This is a genomic window from Streptomyces poriticola (assembly GCF_036689765.1).
In the GTDB taxonomy this organism is placed as follows: Bacteria; Actinomycetota; Actinomycetes; order Streptomycetales; family Streptomycetaceae; genus Streptomyces; species Streptomyces poriticola.
In genome coordinates this window covers 129756-149876 of record NZ_JBAGKH010000003.1, presented here as the reverse complement: position 1 = coordinate 149876, position 20121 = coordinate 129756, and the positions used below count along the sequence as shown (strand labels likewise).

Annotated in this window: 16 protein-coding genes and 1 tRNA gene; 5 read left to right on the top strand and 12 right to left on the bottom strand. The window is 70.7% G+C overall.

Annotated elements, in window-relative coordinates; translation table 11 throughout:
- Positions 1–8 precede the first annotated feature (8 nt).
- Positions 9–686: a TetR/AcrR family transcriptional regulator gene (locus tag V5O46_RS05735; RefSeq protein WP_332883329.1), complete on the bottom strand. Its 678-nt coding sequence runs from the start codon at positions 684–686 to the stop codon at positions 9–11.
- Complete coding sequence (locus V5O46_RS05730; RefSeq protein ID WP_332883328.1) at positions 683–1693, bottom strand: acyl-CoA desaturase; 1011 nt, start codon at positions 1691–1693, stop codon at positions 683–685. Before V5O46_RS05730 ends, V5O46_RS05735 begins: the two co-directional genes overlap by 4 nt.
- 348 nt (positions 1694–2041) lie before the next feature.
- Between V5O46_RS05730 and ppc the strand changes: the two genes are divergently transcribed.
- Positions 2042–4780 (top strand): phosphoenolpyruvate carboxylase, encoded by a 2739-nt coding sequence (gene ppc / locus V5O46_RS05725; protein WP_332883327.1) that lies wholly within the window; start codon positions 2042–2044, stop codon positions 4778–4780.
- A gap of 71 nt (positions 4781–4851) precedes the next feature.
- Here ppc and V5O46_RS05720 read toward each other — a convergent pair whose 3' ends face one another.
- From V5O46_RS05720 to V5O46_RS05690, 7 genes are all read right to left on the bottom strand, one after another.
- Positions 4852–5349 carry a hypothetical protein gene (locus V5O46_RS05720; RefSeq protein WP_332883326.1) on the bottom strand — a complete coding sequence of 166 codons (498 nt, stop codon included), beginning with the start codon at positions 5347–5349 and terminating at the stop codon, positions 4852–4854.
- 65 nt (positions 5350–5414) lie between these two features.
- Positions 5415–6017, bottom strand: a complete 603-nt coding sequence (gene pth, locus V5O46_RS05715) for an aminoacyl-tRNA hydrolase (protein WP_332883325.1) — start codon at positions 6015–6017, stop codon at positions 5415–5417.
- A 102-nt stretch (positions 6018–6119) separates the two neighbouring features.
- On the bottom strand, positions 6120–6725 hold the full coding sequence (locus V5O46_RS05710; protein ID WP_332883324.1) for a 50S ribosomal protein L25/general stress protein Ctc: 606 nt from the start codon (positions 6723–6725) through the stop codon (positions 6120–6122).
- 256 nt (positions 6726–6981) lie between these two features.
- Positions 6982–7956, bottom strand: coding sequence for a ribose-phosphate diphosphokinase (locus V5O46_RS05705; protein WP_332883323.1), 975 nt, complete (start codon positions 7954–7956; stop codon positions 6982–6984).
- Positions 7957–8065: 109 nt separating this feature from the next.
- A complete protein-coding gene (glmU, locus tag V5O46_RS05700) occupies positions 8066–9514 on the bottom strand; it encodes a bifunctional UDP-N-acetylglucosamine diphosphorylase/glucosamine-1-phosphate N-acetyltransferase GlmU (protein ID WP_332883322.1) in 1449 nt (482 codons plus the stop codon).
- 129 nt (positions 9515–9643) lie between these two features.
- Positions 9644–9720, bottom strand: a tRNA-Gln gene (locus V5O46_RS05695).
- Positions 9721–9734: 14 nt separating this feature from the next.
- Positions 9735–10595: a helix-turn-helix domain-containing protein gene (locus V5O46_RS05690; RefSeq protein ID WP_332883321.1), complete on the bottom strand. Its 861-nt coding sequence runs from the start codon at positions 10593–10595 to the stop codon at positions 9735–9737.
- A gap of 133 nt (positions 10596–10728) precedes the next feature.
- Between V5O46_RS05690 and V5O46_RS05685 the strand changes: the two genes are divergently transcribed.
- Positions 10729–12039: a sensor histidine kinase gene (locus tag V5O46_RS05685; protein WP_332883320.1), complete on the top strand. Its 1311-nt coding sequence runs from the start codon at positions 10729–10731 to the stop codon at positions 12037–12039.
- Positions 12040–12072: 33 nt separating this feature from the next.
- Here the strand turns inward: V5O46_RS05685 and V5O46_RS05680 are convergent, their stop codons facing one another.
- Complete coding sequence (locus tag V5O46_RS05680) at positions 12073–12567, bottom strand: SUKH-3 domain-containing protein (protein WP_332883319.1); 495 nt, start codon at positions 12565–12567, stop codon at positions 12073–12075.
- Between the two features lie 39 nt (positions 12568–12606).
- On the bottom strand, positions 12607–13188 hold the full coding sequence (locus tag V5O46_RS05675) for a YwqJ-related putative deaminase (RefSeq protein WP_332883318.1): 582 nt from the start codon (positions 13186–13188) through the stop codon (positions 12607–12609).
- A gap of 262 nt (positions 13189–13450) precedes the next feature.
- Between V5O46_RS05675 and V5O46_RS05670 the strand changes: the two genes are divergently transcribed.
- The 3 genes from V5O46_RS05670 to V5O46_RS05660 all read left to right on the top strand — a co-directional run bounded on the left by V5O46_RS05670 (position 13451) and on the right by V5O46_RS05660 (position 18330).
- The gene (locus V5O46_RS05670; protein ID WP_332883317.1) at positions 13451–14440 is read left to right on the top strand and encodes an SMI1/KNR4 family protein; all 990 of its coding nucleotides are present in this window, start codon (positions 13451–13453) and stop codon (positions 14438–14440) included.
- An 8-nt stretch (positions 14441–14448) separates the two neighbouring features.
- Entirely contained in the window at positions 14449–17223 is a 2775-nt protein-coding gene (locus V5O46_RS05665) for an SUKH-4 family immunity protein (RefSeq protein ID WP_332883316.1), read from the top strand.
- A 192-nt stretch (positions 17224–17415) separates the two neighbouring features.
- The gene (locus V5O46_RS05660; RefSeq protein WP_332883315.1) at positions 17416–18330 is read left to right on the top strand and encodes a cellulose-binding protein; all 915 of its coding nucleotides are present in this window, start codon (positions 17416–17418) and stop codon (positions 18328–18330) included.
- A gap of 208 nt (positions 18331–18538) precedes the next feature.
- Here the strand turns inward: V5O46_RS05660 and V5O46_RS05655 are convergent, their stop codons facing one another.
- Complete coding sequence (locus tag V5O46_RS05655; RefSeq protein ID WP_332883681.1) at positions 18539–20116, bottom strand: sodium/solute symporter; 1578 nt, start codon at positions 20114–20116, stop codon at positions 18539–18541.
- Between the last annotated feature and the right edge of the window lie 5 nt (positions 20117–20121).

Here is a 20121-nt window from a genome sequence, read left to right as displayed (position 1 = left end):
CCCGCTGATCAGCTCTTCCGGTGCCCGATCAGCCGCGGCCTCGGCTCCAGGCCGTCCAGACCGTGCCACGCCAGGTTCACCAGGTGCGCCGCCACCTCCGCCTTCTTCGGCTTGCGCACGTCCAGCCACCACTGGCCGGTCAGCGCCACCATCCCCACCAGCGCCTGCGCATACAGCGGGGCCAGCTTCGGATCGAAGCCGCGGCTCTTGAACTCGCGGCCCAGAATGTCCTCCACCTGCGTGGCGATGTCGGAGATGAGCGAGGCGAAGGAACCCGTCGACTGCGGGATGGGGGAGTCACGGACCAGGATGCGGAATCCGTCCGTGTACTCCTCGATGTAGTCCAGCAGCGCGAACGCCGCCTGTTCGCACAGCTCACGCGGGTGGCCGGCGGTCAGCGAACTGGTCACCATGTCCAGCAGCCGCCGCATCTCGCGGTCCACCACCACCGCGTACAGCCCCTCCTTGCCGCCGAAGTGCTCGTACACCACCGGCTTGGACACCCCGGCCTTCGCCGCGATCTCCTCCACCGACGTGCCCTCGAAACCCTTGGCCGCAAAGAGGGTGCGACCGATCTCCAGCAACTGCTGGCGGCGCTCGGCACCGGTCATACGGGTGCGCCGGGCGCGCCTCGGCCTGTCGTTGCTCGGGGTGCTGCTGGAGTCGGTCGCCACGGCGTCAATCATGCCGCCTTCGCCGTCTCCTCCCGGCGCCGGGAGTCCTCTTCGCCCGTGTGACGCCGCGAATCGATACGCGAGCGTGACGGCCAGCGCACGTCGTACGCCCACCCCGCCAGCTCGAACCAGCGGATCAGCCGGGCGCTGGAGTCGATCTGGCCCCGCTCCACACCGTGCCGCGCGGACGTCGGGTCGGCATGGTGCAGATTGTGCCAGGACTCACCGCAGGACAGCACCGCCAGCCACCACACGTTGCCCGAGCGGTCCCGCGACTTGAACGGCCGCTTGCCCACCGCGTGACAGATCGAGTTGATCGACCAGGTCACATGGTGCAGCAACGCCACCCGGACGAGTGACCCCCAGAAGAACCCGGTGAACGCCCCCCACCAGGACATCGTCACCAGCCCGCCGATCAGTGCCGGAAGGGCCAGCGACACCACCGTCCACAGGATGAACTGGCGGGAGATCGCCCGCAGCGCCGGGTCCTTGATCAGATCCGGCGCGTACTTGTCCTGCGACGTCTGCTCCTCATCGAACATCCATCCGATATGAGCCCACCACAAGCCTCTCATCAGCGCCGGAACAGACTCGCCGTACCGCCAGGGCGAATGCGGATCACCCTCCGCGTCGGAGAACCTGTGATGCTTGCGGTGATCGGCGACCCAGCGGACCAGCGGCCCCTCGACCGCCATCGAACCCGCGATCGCCAACGCGATCTTCAACGGCCGCTTCGCCTTGAACGAACCATGCGTGAAATGCCGGTGGAAACCGATCGTGATCCCGTGACAGCCCAGGAAGTAGAAGAACACCATCAGGCCGAGATCCAGCCAGCTCACCCCCCATCCCCACGCCAGCGGCACCGCCGCCACCAGCGCGAGAAACGGCACGGTGATGAACAGCAACAGCGTGATCTGCTCGATCGAACGCTTCTGCTCGCCGCCCAGCGTCGCCGAGGGCGCCGGAGTTCCGTCGGGCTTCTTCGGAGCATCTGCGATCACATCGGAGCTCGTGGTCATGCGCGTCCCCTGTGGGGTCGAGGGTGGAGGCGGGTGCCCGGCCGCGGGAAAACCGCACACATTCCTACGGTCCCGTAACCTACGGCGTCGTAAGTATGGCAGTGCGTCGTCCGGCGGCAAGAGCCCATGAGTCTGCGCGTCCCGGCCGACACCTATCCTGGGAACCGGTCGGACAGCGCGGTCCGCTCTGAAGTTTCCTTCCCGGACGGTCCGGCCCGTATGCGGCGCCCGCCGCGCGAGACGTCCGTCCGGGCCTGTCCCCGACGAGCCCACCCGTCGCCCGCCGCCGCCCTCACGGGGAGTCGCCGGCGCGACACACCGACGGATTACTGCAAGGAGCCGCTACCCGTGAGCAGTGCCGACGACCACACCACCACGACGACGACCAGCACCGCCCTGCGCGCCGACATCCGCCGGCTGGGCGACCTCCTCGGCGAGACCCTCGTCCGGCAGGAGGGCCCCGAGCTGCTGGAACTCGTGGAGAAGGTACGCCGCCTCACCCGAGAGGACGGCGAGGCCGCCGCCGAGCTGCTGCGCGGCACCGAACTCGAGACCGCCGCCAAGCTGGTCCGCGCCTTCTCCACCTACTTCCACCTCGCCAACGTCACCGAGCAGGTCCACCGCGGACGCGAACTGCGCGCCAAGCGCTCCGCCGAAGGCGGCCTGATCTCCCGCACCGCGGACCGCCTCAAGGACGCCGATCTCGAACACGTGCGCGACACCGTCCGCAACCTCAACGTGCGCCCCGTGTTCACCGCCCACCCCACGGAAGCCGCCCGCCGCTCCGTCCTCAACAAGCTCCGCCGCGTCGCCGCCCTCCTCGACACCCCCGTGATCGAGACCGACCGGCGCCGCCACGACATCCGCCTCGCCGAGAACATCGACCTCGTCTGGCAGACCGACGAACTCCGCGTCGTCCGCCCCGAGCCCGCCGACGAGGCCCGCAACGCCATCTACTACCTCGACGAACTCCACGCCGGCGCCGTCGGCGACGTCCTCGAGGACCTCACCGCGGAACTCGAACGCGTCGGCGTCAACCTCCCCGACGGCACCCGCCCGCTCACCTTCGGCACCTGGATCGGCGGCGACCGCGACGGCAACCCCAACGTCACCCCCCAGGTCACCTGGGACGTCCTCATCCTCCAGCACGAACACGGCATCAACGACGCCCTGGAGATGATCGACGAACTGCGCGGATTCCTCTCCAACTCCATCCGCTACACCGGCGCCACCCAGGAACTCCTCGACTCCCTCCAGGCCGACCTCGACAACCTCCCCGAGATCAGCCCCCGCTACAAGCGCCTCAACGCCGAAGAGCCCTACCGCCTCAAGGCCACCGCCATCCGGCAGAAGCTGGAGAACACCAAGACCCGGCTGGCGAAGAACACCCCCCACGAGGACGGCCGCGACTACCTCGGCACCGCCGAACTCCTCGCCGACCTGCGGATCATCCAGACCTCCCTGCGCGAACACCGCGGCGGCCTCTTCGCCGACGGCCGCCTCGCCCGCACCATCCGCACCCTCGCCGCCTTCGGCCTCCAGCTCGCCACCATGGACGTCCGCGAACACGCCGACGCCCACCACCACGCCCTCGGCCAGCTCTTCGACCGGCTCGGCGAGGAGTCCTGGCGCTACGCCGACATGCCCCGCGAATACCGCGCCAAGCTCCTCGCCAAGGAGCTCAGGTCGCGCCGGCCCCTCGCCCCGACCCCCGCGCCCGTCGACGCCGCCGGAGAGAAGACCCTCGGAGTCTTCCAGACCGTCCGGAAGGCCCTGGAAGTCTTCGGACCCGAGGTCATCGAGTCCTACATCATCTCCATGTGCCAGGGCGCCGACGACGTCTTCGCCGCCGCCGTACTCGCACGGGAGGCCGGACTCGTCGACCTGCACGCCGGCTGGGCCAAGATCGGCATCGTGCCGCTGCTGGAGACGACCGACGAGCTCAAGGCCGCCGACACCATCCTGGAAGACCTCCTCGCCGACCCCTCCTACCGGCGCCTGGTCGCGCTGCGCGGCGACGTCCAGGAGGTCATGCTCGGCTACTCCGACTCCTCCAAGTTCGGCGGCATCACCACCTCACAGTGGGAGATCCACCGCGCCCAGCGCCGCCTCCGCGACGTCGCCCACCGGTACGGCGTCCGCCTCCGCCTCTTCCACGGCCGCGGCGGCACCGTCGGCCGCGGCGGCGGCCCCTCCCACGACGCCATCCTCGCCCAGCCCTGGGGCACCCTCGAGGGCGAGATCAAGGTCACCGAACAGGGCGAGGTCATCTCCGACAAGTACCTCGTCCCCTCCCTCGCCCGGGAGAACCTGGAGCTGACCGTCGCCGCCACCCTCCAGGCCTCCGCCCTGCACACCGCCCCCCGCCAGTCCGACGAGGCCCTCGCCCGCTGGGACGCCGCCATGGACGTCGTCAGCGACGCCGCCCACGCCGCCTACCGCCGCCTCGTCGAGGACCCCGACCTGCCCGCCTACTTCTTCGCCTCCACCCCCGTCGACCAGCTCGCCGAGCTGCACCTGGGCTCCCGGCCCTCCCGCCGCCCCGACTCCGGCGCCGGACTCGACGGCCTGCGCGCCATCCCCTGGGTGTTCGGCTGGACCCAGTCCCGGCAGATCGTCCCCGGCTGGTTCGGCGTCGGCTCCGGCCTCAAGGCCCTGCGCGAGGCCGGCCTCGACCCCGTCCTGGAAGAGATGCACCAGCAGTGGCACTTCTTCCGCAACTTCGTCTCCAACGTCGAGATGACCCTCGCCAAGACCGACCTGCGCATCGCCCAGCACTACGTCGACACCCTCGTCCCCGACGAGCTCAAGCACGTCTTCGCCACCATCAAGGCCGAACACGAACTCACCGTCGCGGAAGTTCTCAAGATCACCGGCGAGGCGGGCCTCCTCGACCACCAGCCCGTGCTCAAGCAGACCTTCAGCATCCGCGACGCCTACCTCGACCCCATCTCCTACCTCCAGGTCACCCTCCTCAAGCGCCAGCGCGACGCAGCCGGCGCCGGGGACCAGCCGGACCCGCTGCTCTCCCGCGCCCTCCTCCTCACCGTCAACGGCGTCGCCGCCGGTCTCCGCAACACCGGCTGACCCGCACCACCCCGACACGGCGATGCCCCCCGCGCTCCACCCGGAGCGCGGGGGGCATCGCCGTACCCGCGTCAGACCGCCACGAACGCCGCCGTCAGCAGCGCCACCCCCGACCCGGCCAGCACCCACCCCCACCGCGTGCGCCCCAACCCGCCCGCCACCACCACCGACGCCAGCAGCAGCGCACCCCCCAACGGCACCCACGCATACAGCACCCCCGCCGGACCCGACCGCACCACATCATCACTGCCCGGCTTCACCACCACCGTGTACGTCTCCCCCTCCACCACCGCCACCGAGTGCTCGAACACCACCTCACCCCGCGCCCGCGCCCCCGCCGACAACGGCCGGAACGGACCACGGCACTCACCCCCGCCGCAGCCCGCCACCTCCACCGTGCCGCGCTCCCGCCCCTTCGTCATCATCACGTGCTGCGCGGTCCCCCAGGACGCCCACACACCGGCGACCAGCACCAGCACCGCGACCGAGCCCATCAGCGCGAACCGCCCGAACCGCAGCACCGCAAACACCGCCGGAGAGCCCTGGGAGGGAGAGACAGCAGAAGGCATGGCCGCGATCCTTGGCCATACCTGCACACTCGGTCAACCAACCCCGGGAAGAACGCGGCGACACATCACGAGTTGTACGTACCCTGCGCCCGCTCCAGCCCCTCCACCACCAGACACTCCACCGCATCCGCCGCCCGGTCCACGAAGTAGTCCAGCTCCTTGCGCTCCACCGACGCAAAATCCTTCAGCACGAAATCCGCCACCGGCATCCGCCCCGGCGGCCGGCCGATCCCGAACCGCACCCGGTGATACTCCGCCCCCATCGCCTTCGACATCGACTTCAGCCCGTTGTGACCGTTGTCCCCGCCACCCAGCTTCAGCCGCAGCACCCCGAAGTCGATGTCCAGCTCGTCATGGACCGCCACCACATGCGCCGTCGGCACCCGGTAGAAATCCCGCAACGCCGTCACCGGACCACCCGACAGGTTCATGTACGACATCGGCTTCGCCAGCACCACCCGACGGCTCAGCGGCCCGGCCGGCCCCACCCGGCCCTCCACCACCTGAGCCTGCGCCCGGCCATGCCGCTTGAACCGCGCACCCAGCCGCTCGGCCAGCAGATCCACCACCATGAAACCGACATTGTGCCGATTCCCCGCATAACCCGGCCCCGGATTCCCCAGACCCGCAACCAGCCACGGAGCAGCAGCATCCGTCGTCACGTCCATGCCTCCTTCATACGCGCTCTTCCCCATCCGTACGCGCAGACATACACGTCGGCCGCTGCCCCGCACGGGAACAGCGGCCGACGCACCGATGAGAACCGAGGATCAGGCCTCGACGGCAGCCTCCTCGCCGCCCTCGCCCTCTTCACCCTCGGCCGGAGCCTCCTCCGCCTGAGCGGCCAGCACCTGGAGAACCACCGCGTCCTCCTCGACCGCCAGCGTCACACCGTTCGGCAGAGCGACGTCCTTCGCGAGCACCGAGGCACCCGACTCCAGACCCTCCACCGACACCGTCACCTGCTCCGGAATGTGCGTCGCCTCCGCCTCGACCGGCAGCGCGGACAGCACGTGCTCCAGCAGGTTGCCACCCGGGGCCAGCTCACCCTCGGCCACCACCGGAACCTCGACCTGGACCTTCTCGCCGCGCTTCACCAGCAGCAGGTCCACGTGCTCCAGGAAACCCTTCAGCGGGTCGCGCTGCACCGACTTCGGAATCGCCAGCTCGTTCGACTTGCCGTCGATGTCCAGCGAGATCAGCACGTTCGGCGTACGCAGCGCCATCAGCATGTCGTGACCCGGGAACGTCAGGTGCACCGGCTGCGAACCGTGACCGTACAGAACACCCGGAACCTTGTCGGCACGACGGATACGACGCGCGGCACCCTTACCGAACTCGGTACGGGACTCGGCGGCGATCTTCACCTCGGACATGATCACTCCTCGTAGAAGCTGGAACGGACGTGGTCACCCGGCCACGAACGGCCTGCTACGAAGAGCGCGTCGATAACGGACCGCCACACCCGCGGAAACACGAGTGCGGCCTCCCTCGCCGAGCAACTTCGACAGTCTACTCGGACCAGGAGGCCGCACCCAAAACGATCACAGAGCCCACCGGCTCCACAGAACGGTCACCGCCGCAGAACGCTCACCGGCCGGCGATCACCGGCCGACGGTCACCACCCGACGGTCACTGCTCGTCGAACAGGCTCGTCACCGAACCGTCCTCGAACACCTCACGCACCGCACGCGCGATCGTCGGCGCGATCGACAACACCGTGATCTTGTCCAGCTCCAGCTCGTTCGGCGTCGGCAACGTGTTCGTGAACACGAACTCACTCACCTTCGAGTTCTTCAACCGATCCGCCGCAGGACCCGACAGCACACCATGCGTCGCCGTCACGATCACATCCTCAGCACCATGCGCAAACAGCGCATCCGCCGCCGCACAGATCGTGCCACCCGTGTCGATCATGTCGTCGACCAGCACACAGATCCGGCCCTTCACATCACCGACGACCTCGTGCACCGTCACCTGGTTCGCCACGTCCTTGTCACGCCGCTTGTGCACAATCGCCAGCGGCGCACCAAGACGGTCACACCAACGATCCGCGACCCGCACCCGGCCCGCGTCCGGAGACACCACCGTCAGCTTCGTCCGGTCCACCTTCGCGCCCACATAGTCCGCCAGCAGCGGCAGCGCGAACAGATGATCCACCGGCCCGTCGAAGAAGCCCTGGATCTGATCCGTGTGCAGATCCACCGCCAGAATCCGGTCCGCGCCCGCCGACTTCATCAGATCCGCGATCAGACGCGCCGAAATCGGTTCACGCCCCCGGTGCTTCTTGTCCTGCCGCGCGTAACCGTAGAACGGCACGATCACCGTGATCGAGCGCGCCGACGCACGCTTCAACGCGTCGATCATGATCAACTGCTCCATGATCCACTTGTTGATCGGAGCCGTATGGCTCTGAATCAGGAAACAGTCCGCACCACGCGCAGACTCCTGATACCGCACATAGATCTCACCATTGGCGAAATCGAAGGCCTTCGTCGGGACAACCCCGACACCCAACTGCTGGGCGACCTCCTCGGCAAGCTCGGGGTGGGCGCGGCCGGAGAAGAACATCAACTTCTTCTCGCCGGTCGTCTTGATCCCGGTCACAGCACAGTCTCCTCAGAGGTATCACAGCCGACGGTGCGGACGTCCAGCTGATAGGGGGTGCAGATGTGCACTTATCACGGTACGCCCACTTCAGCGCACCAGTTTCCGGTCAGCCCTCGCCACCCGGCTCCCGGGACGCCGCCTCAGCCGCCTTCGCAGCCGCACTCCCAGGACGCTTGCGAGCCACCCAACCCTCGATGTTCCGCTGCTGACCACGGGCCACAGCCAACGAACCGGGCGGCACATCCTTCGTGATCACCGAACCCGCAGCGGTGTACGCACCGTCCCCCACCGTGACAGGAGCCACAAACATGTTGTCCGACCCCGTCTTGCAGTGCGACCCCACCGTCGTGTGGTGCTTCTCCTCACCGTCATAATTCACAAACACACTCGCCGCACCGATGTTGGTGTACTCACCGATCGTCGCATCACCCACGTACGACAGATGCGGCACCTTCGAACCCTCACCGATCGACGCGTTCTTCGTCTCCACATACGTACCGACCTTCGCCCGCACACCCAGCCGCGTCCCCGGCCGCAGATACGCGAACGGCCCCACGCTCGCCCCCGGACCCACCTCGGCACCCACCGACACCGCGTTGTCCACCCGCGCACCCTCCCCGACCCGGGTATCGGTCAACCGCGAATTCGGACCCACCTCACAGCCATCGGCCAACCACGTGACCCCCAGCAACTGCGTCCCCGGATGCACCACCACATCCCGCCCGAAGTCCACGGTCACATCCACCCACGTCGACGCCGGATCGACCACCGTCACCCCCGCCAGCATCGCCCGCGTCAGCAACCGCTCATTCAGAGACCGACGCGCCTGCGCCAGCTGCACCCGATTGTTGATCCCCGCGATCTCACGATGATCACCCGCCACCGAGGCACCCACCCGGTGACCCGCCTCACGCAGAATCCCCAGCACATCCGTCAGGTACTCCTCACCCTGACTGTTGTCCGTCCGCACCTTCCCCAGCGCGTCCGCCAGCAGCCGGCCGTCGAACGCGAACACACCCGAATTGATCTCACCGATCGCCCGCTGCGCCTCGGTCGCGTCCTTGTGCTCCACGATCGCCGTCACCGCACCCGACGCCCCGTCCCGCACGATCCGGCCGTAACCGGTCGCGTCGGGCACCTGCGCCGTCAGCACCGTCACCGCGTTGCCGTCCGAGGAATGGGTCGCGGAGAGGGCCTGCAACGTTTCCGCAGTCAGCAGCGGAGTGTCCCCGCACACGACCACGACGGTGCCGTCCACGGCGCCGCCCAGCTCCTCCAGCGCCATCCGGACCGCGTGCCCGGTGCCGTTCTGCTGCTCCTGGACGGCGGTGCGGACGGCGGGGGCGACCTCGGCGAGGTGGGCGTTGACCTGCTCGCGGGCATGGCCCACGACGACGACCAGGTTCTCGGGCTGCAGCTCACCGGCGGCGGCGAGGACATGGCCCACCAGGGAGCGGCCGCAGATCTCGTGCAGGACCTTGGGTGTGGCCGACTTCATACGGGTGCCCTCACCCGCTGCGAGAACGACGACGGCTGCCGGGCGGTTGGCGCTCACGGGATGCCCTTCGGCTGTGGGTGGGGTTGGACATCCGCAGGATACCGGGGGGTTTTCCGGGGGACATGAGTGCGGGTCCCGACGGGCGGCGTTCGCCGGTCGGGACCCGAACCGGGGTCTTGTGCGCTGTGGCTCCCCCGCAAGGATTCGAACCTTGACCTGCCAAGACCAAAACTTGGTGTGCTGCCGGGTTACACCACGGGGGATCGCGCCTCAGACCTTACCGGAGACGTGCTTGCGCGTGGGTTACGATCCCGCCCCACCAGCCCTCGATGCGGTTGTACAGGCCTGCGCTTCGGGCGACGGTGATGACGAGACAACCGTGGTAGTCGTCGCCAGTGTTCTTACGGACGGTCTTCGGGTTGTGCTTCTTGAGGGTCGGCTTCGCGAACAGCGACGCGTCGACTTCTGCGATCCCTGCCCAGAACCGGTGCGCGGCGTCGACGTCCGCGGACTCGTGGATGAGCAGTCGGAACCCCAGACGTTCCCGGTCCACGTCGAGCAGGTCCAGCCACGCAAGGTAGGTCTGGATCACGCCGGGATCACTGTTCACGAAGACGGCGCGCTCCCGCCGGTCATAGGGCTTGCTCTTCGCGCCCTCGGCCCAGTACAGCGCGACCCCTGCCATGAAGAGCTCGCGGTCCGTCAGCTCACCGACTTCTCGCCGGGCCCCCAGCTTCGCCTTCCTTCGCTTCTCGTTCTCGGTCGCGCGACGCCTGGCCAGCCCCTCTCGCATAAGGGCTTGCTGCTCTTCCTGCGTGTAGCGAGGCTGAGGCCTCGGTAGGTCCCGGACCCACAGTGACACTGAACTCCTTGAGCACCCCAGCTCCGCCTCGATCTGGTCGTACGTCCAGCCTTGTAGCCGGAGCTCGCGCGCCTTCGCCCTCAGATCGTCCTTCGCGTTCGGACGTTTCGTCCACTCCGGTGGCGACTCTCCCTTCACCAGTTGGTTGAGGATGTCGTTGTTGAAGACCTTCAGCTCGTCCCGGATCTGCCGAAGGCTGTAGCCCGCGCGCCGGAGCGCCACTGCCTGTTGGCGCAGGTTCTCGAAGTCGGCGTACTTGTTGTGTGGATGTGCCATGGGCATACCGTCCGGCCGGAATGCTCGATTCCGGAGCCGAACGAGGGATGGTTCATTCGTTCGAGGGATATCGCGTCGTATCGCTTTGAAAACTCCTCGGAAATGCGCCCCTGTGCGCCCGTAGGGTGGAGGCATGACCACGACGGGGGAAGATCACGTACCGGCGGCCCGGGGAGGGCCTTGGTGGTGGGGCCGGCGGCGCAGTGCGGTGCTGGACATGAGCCTCGCCGCGCTGTCGGCGTTGGAGTGTGCGGCGGAGGGTGTTCCGTTCGCGCGGGAGGCCGGGCTTCCGGTGGCGGCGGGGGTCGTCTTCGGGTTGCTGGCCGGTTCTGTGCTGCTGGTGCGGCGGCAGTGGCCGATCGCGGTGGTGCTGGTGGCGATCGCGATCACGCCGGCGGAGATGGGTTTCCTGCTGGGGATCGTGGGTCTGTACACGCTTGCGGCGTCGGAGCTGCCGCGTCGGATCATCGGTGCGCTGGCGGGGATGTCGCTGGTGGGGACGTTGATCGTGACGTTCGTGCGGTTGCGGCAGGACATTGCGCAGGAGGATCTGGGGGTCGGGGCCTGGGTGGTTCCGTTCGCGTCGGTCACGACGGCGTTGGGGTTGACGGCGCCGCCGTTGCTGCTGGGGCTGTATGTGGGGGCGCGGCGTCGGTTGATGGAGAGTCTGCGGGAGCGGGCGGACAGTCTGGAGCGGGAGCTTCAGTTGCTGGCGGAGCGGGCGGAGGAGCGGGCCGAGTGGGCCCGGGGTGAGGAGCGGACGCGGATTGCGCGGGAGATGCATGACGTGGTGGCGCATCGGGTGAGTCTGATGGTGGTGCATGCGGCGGCGTTGCAGGCGGTGGCGCGGAAGGATCCGGAGAAGGCGGTGCGGAATGCCGCGTTGGTGGGGGACATGGGGCGGCAGGCGCTGACCGAGTTGCGGGAGATGCTCGGGGTGTTGCGCAGTGGTGGTGAGGGGCAGTGGGAGCGGGCGTCGGTGCCGTTGGCGGCGGTGGGGGCGGCGGCTGCGGCGGCGGCTTCGCGGGCTGCGGGGGATGAGGGGGAGGGGCCGTGTCTGGCGGAGTTGGACGAGTTGATCGGGCAGTCGGCCGCGGCGGGGATGGTGGTGGCGCTGTCGGTGCAGGGGGAGGTGCGGTCGTATGCGCCTGAGGTGGAGCAGACGGCGTTCCGGGTGGTGCAGGAGGCGTTGACGAACGTGCACAAGCATGCGGCGGGTGCGAAGACGTATGTGCGGCTTGCGCATCGGGTGTCGGAGATCGCTATGCAGGTGGAGAACGAGGCGCCGCCGGAGCCGGGTTCTGCGGGGTCGGCGGGGCTGCCGTCGGGGGGTAATGGGTTGGTGGGGATGAGGGAGCGGGTGTCGGCGTTGGGTGGGGTGTTTGTGTCGGGGCCGACGGATGCGGGTGGTTTCCGGGTGTCGGCGGTGATTCCGGCGGTGTAGTGCCTCGGGCCTGGGTCCGGCTGGGGTGTGGGGTCAGGTGGTGGTGAGGCGGGTGGGGGTGGTGCCGGTGAGGAGGGTGGCGAGGGCGTGGTCGATGCCGGGGCCGAGGTACCAGTCGCCGGTGTGGTCGAGGGCGTAGGCGCGGCCTTGGGTGTCTATGGCGAGGAGGGCTTGGGTGTCGGGTTCGGCGCCTAGGGGGCAGACGTCGGTGTCGAGGGTGCGGCCGAGGTCGGCGAGGGTGCGGGCGAGGTGGAGGCCGTGGAGGGGGTCGATGTGGAGGGTGGTGGGGGTGATCTGGCGGCCGGGGCCGGTGGGGGTGATGTGGAGGTTGCCGAATTCGGCCCAGGCTTCGACGGCGGCGGGGAAGACGGTGTGGCGGTGTCCTGCGGGTGAGGTGTGTTCGCGGAGGGTGTCGGCCCAGATCTCGGCTTGTTTGATGTCCCAGCGTCCGGGTTGCCAGCCGGCGGCGCGGAGGGTGGCGTCGACGGTGACGGGGAAGCGGGTGGTGGAGGTGCGGTCGGCGTGCATCGGCCCTGGGTTCTTGTGGTGGGTGGGTGGGGGGTGGGGTCAGCCGTCGTGGGTGGGGTCGACGATGCGGACGCCGAAGTGGTTGCTGAGGGCGGTGCAGGCGCGGCAGGGGGTGGCGAAGGTGCCGTGGAGGGGGTCGCCGTCCTCGCGGATGCGGCGGGTGGTGAGTTTGGCGTGTTTGAGGGCTTTGCGGGCTTCGCCGTTGGTCATGGGTTTGCGGGAGGCGCGTTTGCTGCGGGCCTGGTCGGCGGAGGTGATGTGCCGGGAGATGAGGATGGTCTCGGCGCAGCGGCCGGTGAAGCGGTCGCGTTGTGTGCTGGTGAGGGTGTCGAGGTAGTCCTGGACGAGGGGGTGGAGGGTGGGGGGTGTGTCGCTGCGGGCGGCGGTGCCGGTGAGGGTGGCGCCGCGGACGGAGAGGGCGGCGGCGATGGTGGGGAGGATGCCGTCCCGGCGGTGGTGGAGTGTGGGGGTGTGGTGGGTGTCGGTGGTGCTCCAGTCGATGCGGGGGTCGCCGGTGTGGGGGTCGGTGGTGTGGGGATCGCTGGTGCGCGGGTCCGCGGATGGGGCGGTTCGTGGGTCGTTCGGACTGCCCGTGTGGGGTCCCGTCTGTGTCGCACTCATGATCATCATCCCCTCCTGAGCATCCCCCCGGAGGTCACAGAGTGCCAAATGCCGTGGCTGGTGCGGAAGCTGGGGCGTGGTGTCCCGCTCGTGGGTGGGCGGTGCGTCACGGTGGGGTGACGGCTGGTCACGGGTGGGGTCGGGGGGTGTGACCTGTGCCGGTGACCGGTGTCGTCGTACCGCATAGGCTGTCGGGCACCGCGTTTGACGTAGCGGTGATCGAGACAGTGTTGACAGACAGACGCCGCAGGGGGCAACCGTCATGACGACAGGTCGGCTCGGGCAACAGGCCGCGCCGCCGAACGTGGCCTACGCCGGGCAGGTCGTGCATTTCCCGGATCCGGTCAGGGCGGCCCGGCACCCGAGAGGGGTGCGGGTGGATGAGCGCGGTTTCCCCGATTTCTCGCCGTTCGCCCGGGCGGTGGCGGAGATTGCGGAGCCCCCGGAGGGGTTCGGGGTCGACGAGCTGCGGTTGACGGATTATGTGTCGGCGAACGCGGCGCTGGCGGCGTCGGGGCACGCGTTGTGGGACACGGTGCCGGCGGTGGCGACGCCGCACGGCTGGACGTGGCATCACGTGGTGGGGACGCGTCGGCTGGAGTTGGTGCCGGTCGAGGTGAAGTCGCTGCTGCGGCATCACGGCGGGATCGCGACGGCGGCGGTGGACCAGGCGAAGCGTGGGACGCGGCCGTTGCAGGAGACGCGTCCGGCGCATTTCGGGCTGCCGAAGTCGGGTGTGGCGGTGACCGAGCAGCAGGTGCTGGGGGTCGAGGAGGATCTCGGGTACCGGCTGCCGGGTGCGTTCCGGTCGTTCCTGAAGGCGGCGGGTGGATGTGCGCCGGTGGGGACGGCGTTGGACGCGGAGCTGGGGCTGCTGGTGGACCAGCCGTTCTTCACGGTGCGTGAGGAGGCGGCGGTCAATGACCTGGTCTATGTCAACAAGTGTCTGCGGGACCATCTGACGAAGGACTTTCTGGGGGTCGCGTTCGTGCAGGGGGGTCTGCTGGCCGTGAAGGTGAAGGGTGAGCGGATCGGTTCGGTGTGGTTCTGCGCGTACGACGATGCGCGGGACGTGGATGCGTCGTGGTCGCCGGCGGAGCGGGTGGAGCGGTTGCTGCTGCCCTGCGGTGAGGACTTCGACGTGTTTCTGTCGCGGCTGGCGGGGTCTCCGCCGGAGTTGGAGACGGTGGCGAACCTGATGGTGGACGGCGGTTTCGCGCGTGCGGTGCCGACGGCGTCGGTAGGGGAGTGAGCTTCGCGATGGTGACGTTCGCACAGGCGCAGGAGCGCGCCGAGGAGTGGATCAACGGGGATGTGCCGTCGTACCAGCATCGTGAGGTGCGGGTGCGGGAGTTCGGGCTGGGGTTCGTGGTGTGGGCCGAGGACCGGGCGGACGGGCCGCGTTCGGACGGGGGCGGGCAGCGGCTGGTGATCGCGCGGGACAGTGGCGAGGCGTCGCTGTGGCCTTCGCTGCCGGTGGGTGAGGTGATCCGCCGGTACGAGGAGGAGTACGGACGTGCGGATGCGGTGCCGGAGCCGGCGTCGCGGGCTCCGGAGCGGGTGGATCTGAATCAGACGTCGTTCCTGTTGAGTCCGCCGGAGTGGTTGCAGGAGGCCGCGGACAAGCTGGGGATTCCGGATCGGCGGCGTGGGGACGGTGACGCGGGCGCCGGTGGTGGTTCCGGTGCCGGGGCGGTGCTTCCTGAGACGCAGGCCGGGGTGCCGGCGGGTGCGTCCGGTGTGTCGGGTCCGTCCGGGTCGGCGCCGGGTGCTGCGGCCGGTGGTTCCGGCGGGGCTTCGTCGGGCGGTGGAGCCGGGTGGCCGGCTGCCGGGGGGAGCGGTGCGGGTGACTCAGGGGCCGGGACCGGGGGCGGTGCCGGTGCGCCGGGTGGCTCGGCGGGTCCGGGTGCGCCGGGTGTGCCGGCCGGGGCGACGCCGTGGGCCGGGACCGACACCAACGGGGATGCGGGGGAGGACCGTTCTGTTCCGCTGCCCGAGACGGTGTTCGCGCCGCCGCTGAGCGGGGCCGACGACGACAGCGCTCCGCCGCCGTCGACGACGCCGGATGCCAAGACGGCGCTGATGTCGGGCGGTAGCGGGCTTCCGGCCACGGCGGTGGCACCGGCGCTCGGCGAGCCGGGCGCGCCGGGGGTGCCGGCCGGGCCGGGGGCGGGTGCTGCCGCTCCGTCGGCGCCGGGGACCCCGCCGCCGGGTGCCGTTCCGGGTGCGCCGCCGCCTGCGCCGGGCTCGGGCGCGGGCACGCCGCCTCCGCCGACGGCCCCGGGGACTCCGGCGCGTCCGCTCGCGCCGGACGCCGGGGACATCGCCGATGCCGCGACCGGCAAGGCGACGCCGCCGCCGGGCCGGGGAGGGGGCGTGCGCACCCCGCCTCCGCCCGGTGCGCCGGGTGTGCCGGGCGTACCCGGATCGTCGGCGTCGGGGGCGGGCGCATCGGCGACTCCGCCGGGCGGCTATGTGCCGACACGGTTCGCTCCGGCGCTCGACGGTCCGGACGGTCCGGGTACGCCGCCGCCTCCGGGTGCCCCGCAGGCTCCGGCCGGCGGTCCGGGTACGCCGCCGGGTGCTCCCCGGCCGCCGGGTGCGCCGAATCCGCCGGGTGCGCCCCAGCCGCCCGGTGCTCCGGACGCCCCGGGCGGGACTCCGCCGGGCGGTGTGCACCATGCCGCGACGATGCTGGCCGATCCGGGTCGGCCGGGCGGTGTGCCGCAGCCTCCGCCGCCGCCCGCTGCGCCGGGTGCTCCCGGTGCTCCTGCTGCTCCCGGGGCGCCCGGGGCGCCCGGTACTCCGCCGCCGCCCGCCGCGCCGGGTGCTCCCGGTGCGCCGGGAGGCGGGCGCGGTGCCGTCCACCACGCGGAGACCATGCTGGCCGGTCCCGCGCCGGGCGGCCCCGGTGCGCCCCCGCCGCCTCCGGGTGCCGTACCGCCGCCGGGCATGCCGCCCGGTGCTCCGGGCGCCCCGCCTCCCGCGCCCGGTGCCCCCGGTGCCGTGCCGCCCCCGGGTCAGCCCCCGGCGTACGGCTACCCGCAGCAGCCCACCGGTCAGCCGACCGTCGGCCCGGGCTACCAGGCCGTGCTGCGCTATCGCGCGCAGGACGGTTCCGAGCAGCAGCTGATCCGGCGTTCGGCGCCGGGTACGCCGCACCCGGAGTGGCAGATCTTCCATGAGCTGCGCGCCATGAGCGTGCCGCCGGACCAGGTGCTGGAGCTGCACACGGAGCTGGAGTCGTGCGAGCTGCCGGGCGCGTACTGTGCGCGGATGATCCGGGAGCAGTGGCCGCAGGCGCGGATCACGTCGATCGCGCCGTACGGCACGGATCATGCGAGCCGGCAGCAGGGGATGCAGCAGTTGCTGGCCCATCAGGGTGAGCTGCACCAGGTGGCGGACGGTCCGGCGCGTCCGGCGCCGGTGCGGGCCCCGCTGCCGCAGGTGCAGCAGGCGCCGGTGATCCCGCCGGAGGCGATCGGGCAGGAGCTGGCGGCGGCGTTCGGGCCGGGGGTGTTCCGGTTCGAGCAGGCCGCGGTGTCCCGGCAGGGTGTGCCGCCGGTGGTGGCGCACACGCTGGTGGCGGCGGGGCTGCCGATGGACATGGGGCCGTTCTTCTGGGCGCAGGCGCAGCCGGGGCGGCCGGTGCCGACGCTGGCGGAGCTCGCGGCCGAGCGCGGGGTGCAGCCGGCCTCGGACGCGGGGTCGTATCTGGTGGTGGGCAGTGACTTCGGCCGGGCGCTGTGTGTGCAGTACGGCACGGCGAACATCGTGGCGGTGCCGGTGGAGGCGGGGCCGGGCGGTGTGCCGGTGCCGCCGCAGTTCGTGAACACCGGGCTGCCGGAGTTCGTGCGCTGTCTGGCGCTGCTCGGGCGGATGTGGCGGCTGCGGTACGGACTGAACCAGGAGCAGGCGGGCCGTTGGACCGTGGATTTCCAGGCCCAGTTGGCCTCGTTGGACCCGGCGGCGCTGGGGTCGCCGGAGAGCTGGTGGTCGGTGCTGCTGGAGCAGATGTGGGACGGGCTGTTGTGATGCGGCGGCGCCGCTGACGCACAGCCGGCGGGCGGGGCCCGGTCGACCCTGGGGGGCGACCGGGCCCCGCCCTTTTGTGTCATTTCTACGCAGTATGTCTATCCGGTGTGTCGGATTATGGCCGCTTGCGTCCGGTCCATAAAGTCGGTCAAGTCCCATTAGCGCGTTAGTTCCATCACAGGGGTGTCCAGCATGAGCAGCGCATCGGCGTCCCCGCACGGCTTCCGTCCCGTGCCCGCGTCCGTGTCCGGGTCTGTGCGCGGGCGGGGGCGTGGCTACCGTCCAGAGCAGGCCGACGCGTGTGCGACGGCCCTCTCCCTGGAGCGGGACGCCGCCTGGGAGCGGGCCGCCCGACTGACCGTGCTGGCCCGGGAGATGGCCGAGGAGCTCGAGGAGCTGCGGGAGACGGTGGCGGGGCTCGCCCCGCAGCACTACGAGTCGCTCGGGGAGGGCGCACAGCGCCTGTTCCGGCTCGTGCGGGAGGAGGCCGACGCCGTACGGGGGCGTGCGCGGCGCGTGGCGGAGCAGTGGGCCGAGGAGGCGCGGGCGTACGAGGCGCAGTTGCACGAGGCGGCGCGGGCGTATGCCGACGCTGTGCGCGAGGAGGCCGACGAGTACGCCCGGCGGCGGCTGCTGGCCGCGCGCGCGGAGGCCGACGAGGTGCGGATCTCCACCCGGCGGGAGGTGAAGGCGGGCCGCGGTGAGGCGCTGGCCGCGCTGCGGGAGATGCGGCAGCGTACCTCCGGGATGCTTTCCGAGCAGGCCGGGGAGCATGCCGAGCGGTGGGCCGAGGCCGAGCGGGAGGAGGCGGCGCGGTCGGCCGCGCTGCAGGAGCGCCACGCGGAGCTGCTGGCGCGCGCCGAGGAGTCGCTGGAGCAGGCGGAGCGGTCGCTGGCGGATGCGGAGGAGGCGGCCCGGCGCCGGCCGGAGGAGGCCCGGGAGCGGGCGGCGGAGATCGTCGCCGAGGCGCGGGCGCGGCGGGAGCAGATCGCCCGGGAGACGGAGCGGGTGCTGCGGGAGCACGGGGAGCGCTGGGACGACGTACAGGAGCAGATGGACTCGGTGCGCAGCAGGCTCAGCGCGCTGACGGGGCGGGCGGTGGAGTGACCTGCGTGGACACCCGCTGACCGCCCGCCCCGCGCACCGGCCCGGGAGGATCGGCTCCGGGTCGGACGGGACGAGGGGTGGCTGAGCAGGTCGGGTGAAGTCCGCTGCGGTTCGGCAGCGCCCTGGAGGGGGCGCGGGGGACTGTGCGACCAGCCACGACGGCACCGCGGACGACCGACGGCACGGCGCGGCGGTTCCAGCGGAGCGCTCAGCCTCCGCGCCGTGCCGCTCCGGCCAGGATCAGGCCCTCCACGGCCTCGTACTGCCGTCGCTGGTCGTCCGACTTGGCGCGGCCGGACAGCACCGTGCCCAGCCAGCCGCAGGCGAAGCCCAGCGGGATGGAGACCAGGCCCGTGGTGGTGAACGGGAACCAGTTGAAGTCGGCGTCGGGGAACGCGGAGACGGGTGAGCCGGAGACCAGGTTGGTGCCCGGCATCAGCAGGATCACCGACAGCGAGCCGCCGATGAGGGTGGCGAGCAGCCCGGTGCGGGTGTAGCGGCGCCAGAACAGGCCGTAGACCAGGGCGGGGGCGAGGGCCGAGGCGCCCAGGCAGAACGACAGGGTGACCAGCGGCTGGAGGCTGCGGTGCTGGACCAGGGTGGCCAGGATGATCGCCGGGACGCCGACGGCGAGCGCGGAGACGCGGGCCAGGGCCATCTCGCGGCGCGGTGACATCTCCTGCACGCGGGTGGCGAACACGTCGTGGGCGAGGGAGTTGGCGCAGGCCAGGATCATGCCGGCGACGGAGGCGAGCAGGGTGAGGAAGACGGCGGTGGTGACCGTCGTGAACAGCAGGGTCTCCGCGGTGGACACCTCCGCGCCGAACGCGGCCTGGGAGCCGAGGAGGAAGGCGGTGTTGCCCTGCGGGTCGATCCCGGCGATGACCGCCCGCCCGATCAGGGCCGTCGCGCCGAACCCGACGACGGTGATGACCAGTACGAACAGCGCCACGCTCGACACCGCCCAGGACATCGAGCGGCGTACCTGGCGGGCGGAGGAGGCGGTGTACATGCGCATGGTGACGTGCGGGAGGCAGGCGCCGCCGAGGACGACGGTCAGCTCCGCGCTGATCATGTCGATGCGGGGGCTGGGGCCGGCGAACTGCAGCCCGGACTCCAGGAAGGCCGGGCCGACGCCGCTGTTCGCCGCCGCGGTGCTGAACAGCGCGCCGGGGTCCCAGTCGAAGCGGTGCAGGATCAGCAGGGCGACGATGGCGCCGGAGCCGAGCAGCATCACCATCTTCAGGATCTGGATCAGGGCGGTGCCCTTCATCCCGCCGATGGCGGCGTAGCTGATCATCAGGATGCCGAGGCCGATGATGCAGCCGGTCTCCATCGTCTCGCCGGAGAAACCGAGGACGAAGGCGAGCAGCTGCCCGGTGCCGGCGAGCTGCACCAGCATCAGCGGCACCAGCGCGGCGATGGTCACCGCGCAGGCGGCGATCCGGACGCTGCGGCCGGGCATCCGGCGGGCCAGCGCGTCGCCCATGGTGAACCGGCCCGCGTTGCGCAGGGGTTCGGCCAGCAGGAACATCAGCAGCATCAGGGACAGGGCGGTGCTGAGGGCGAGGACCACACCGTCGTACCCGAACAGCGCGATCACGCCGGCGGTGCCCAGGACGGTCGCGGCGGAGATGTAGTCGCCGGCGATCGCGAGGCCGTTGCGCATCGGGGAGAGCGAGCCGTAGCCGGTGTAGAACTCGTCGAGGTCGTCCCGGTCGGGGCCGGTCATCACGCACAGCAGCAGCGTGACGGTGGCCACGGCGCTGAAGCCGACCAGGGACATGGCCT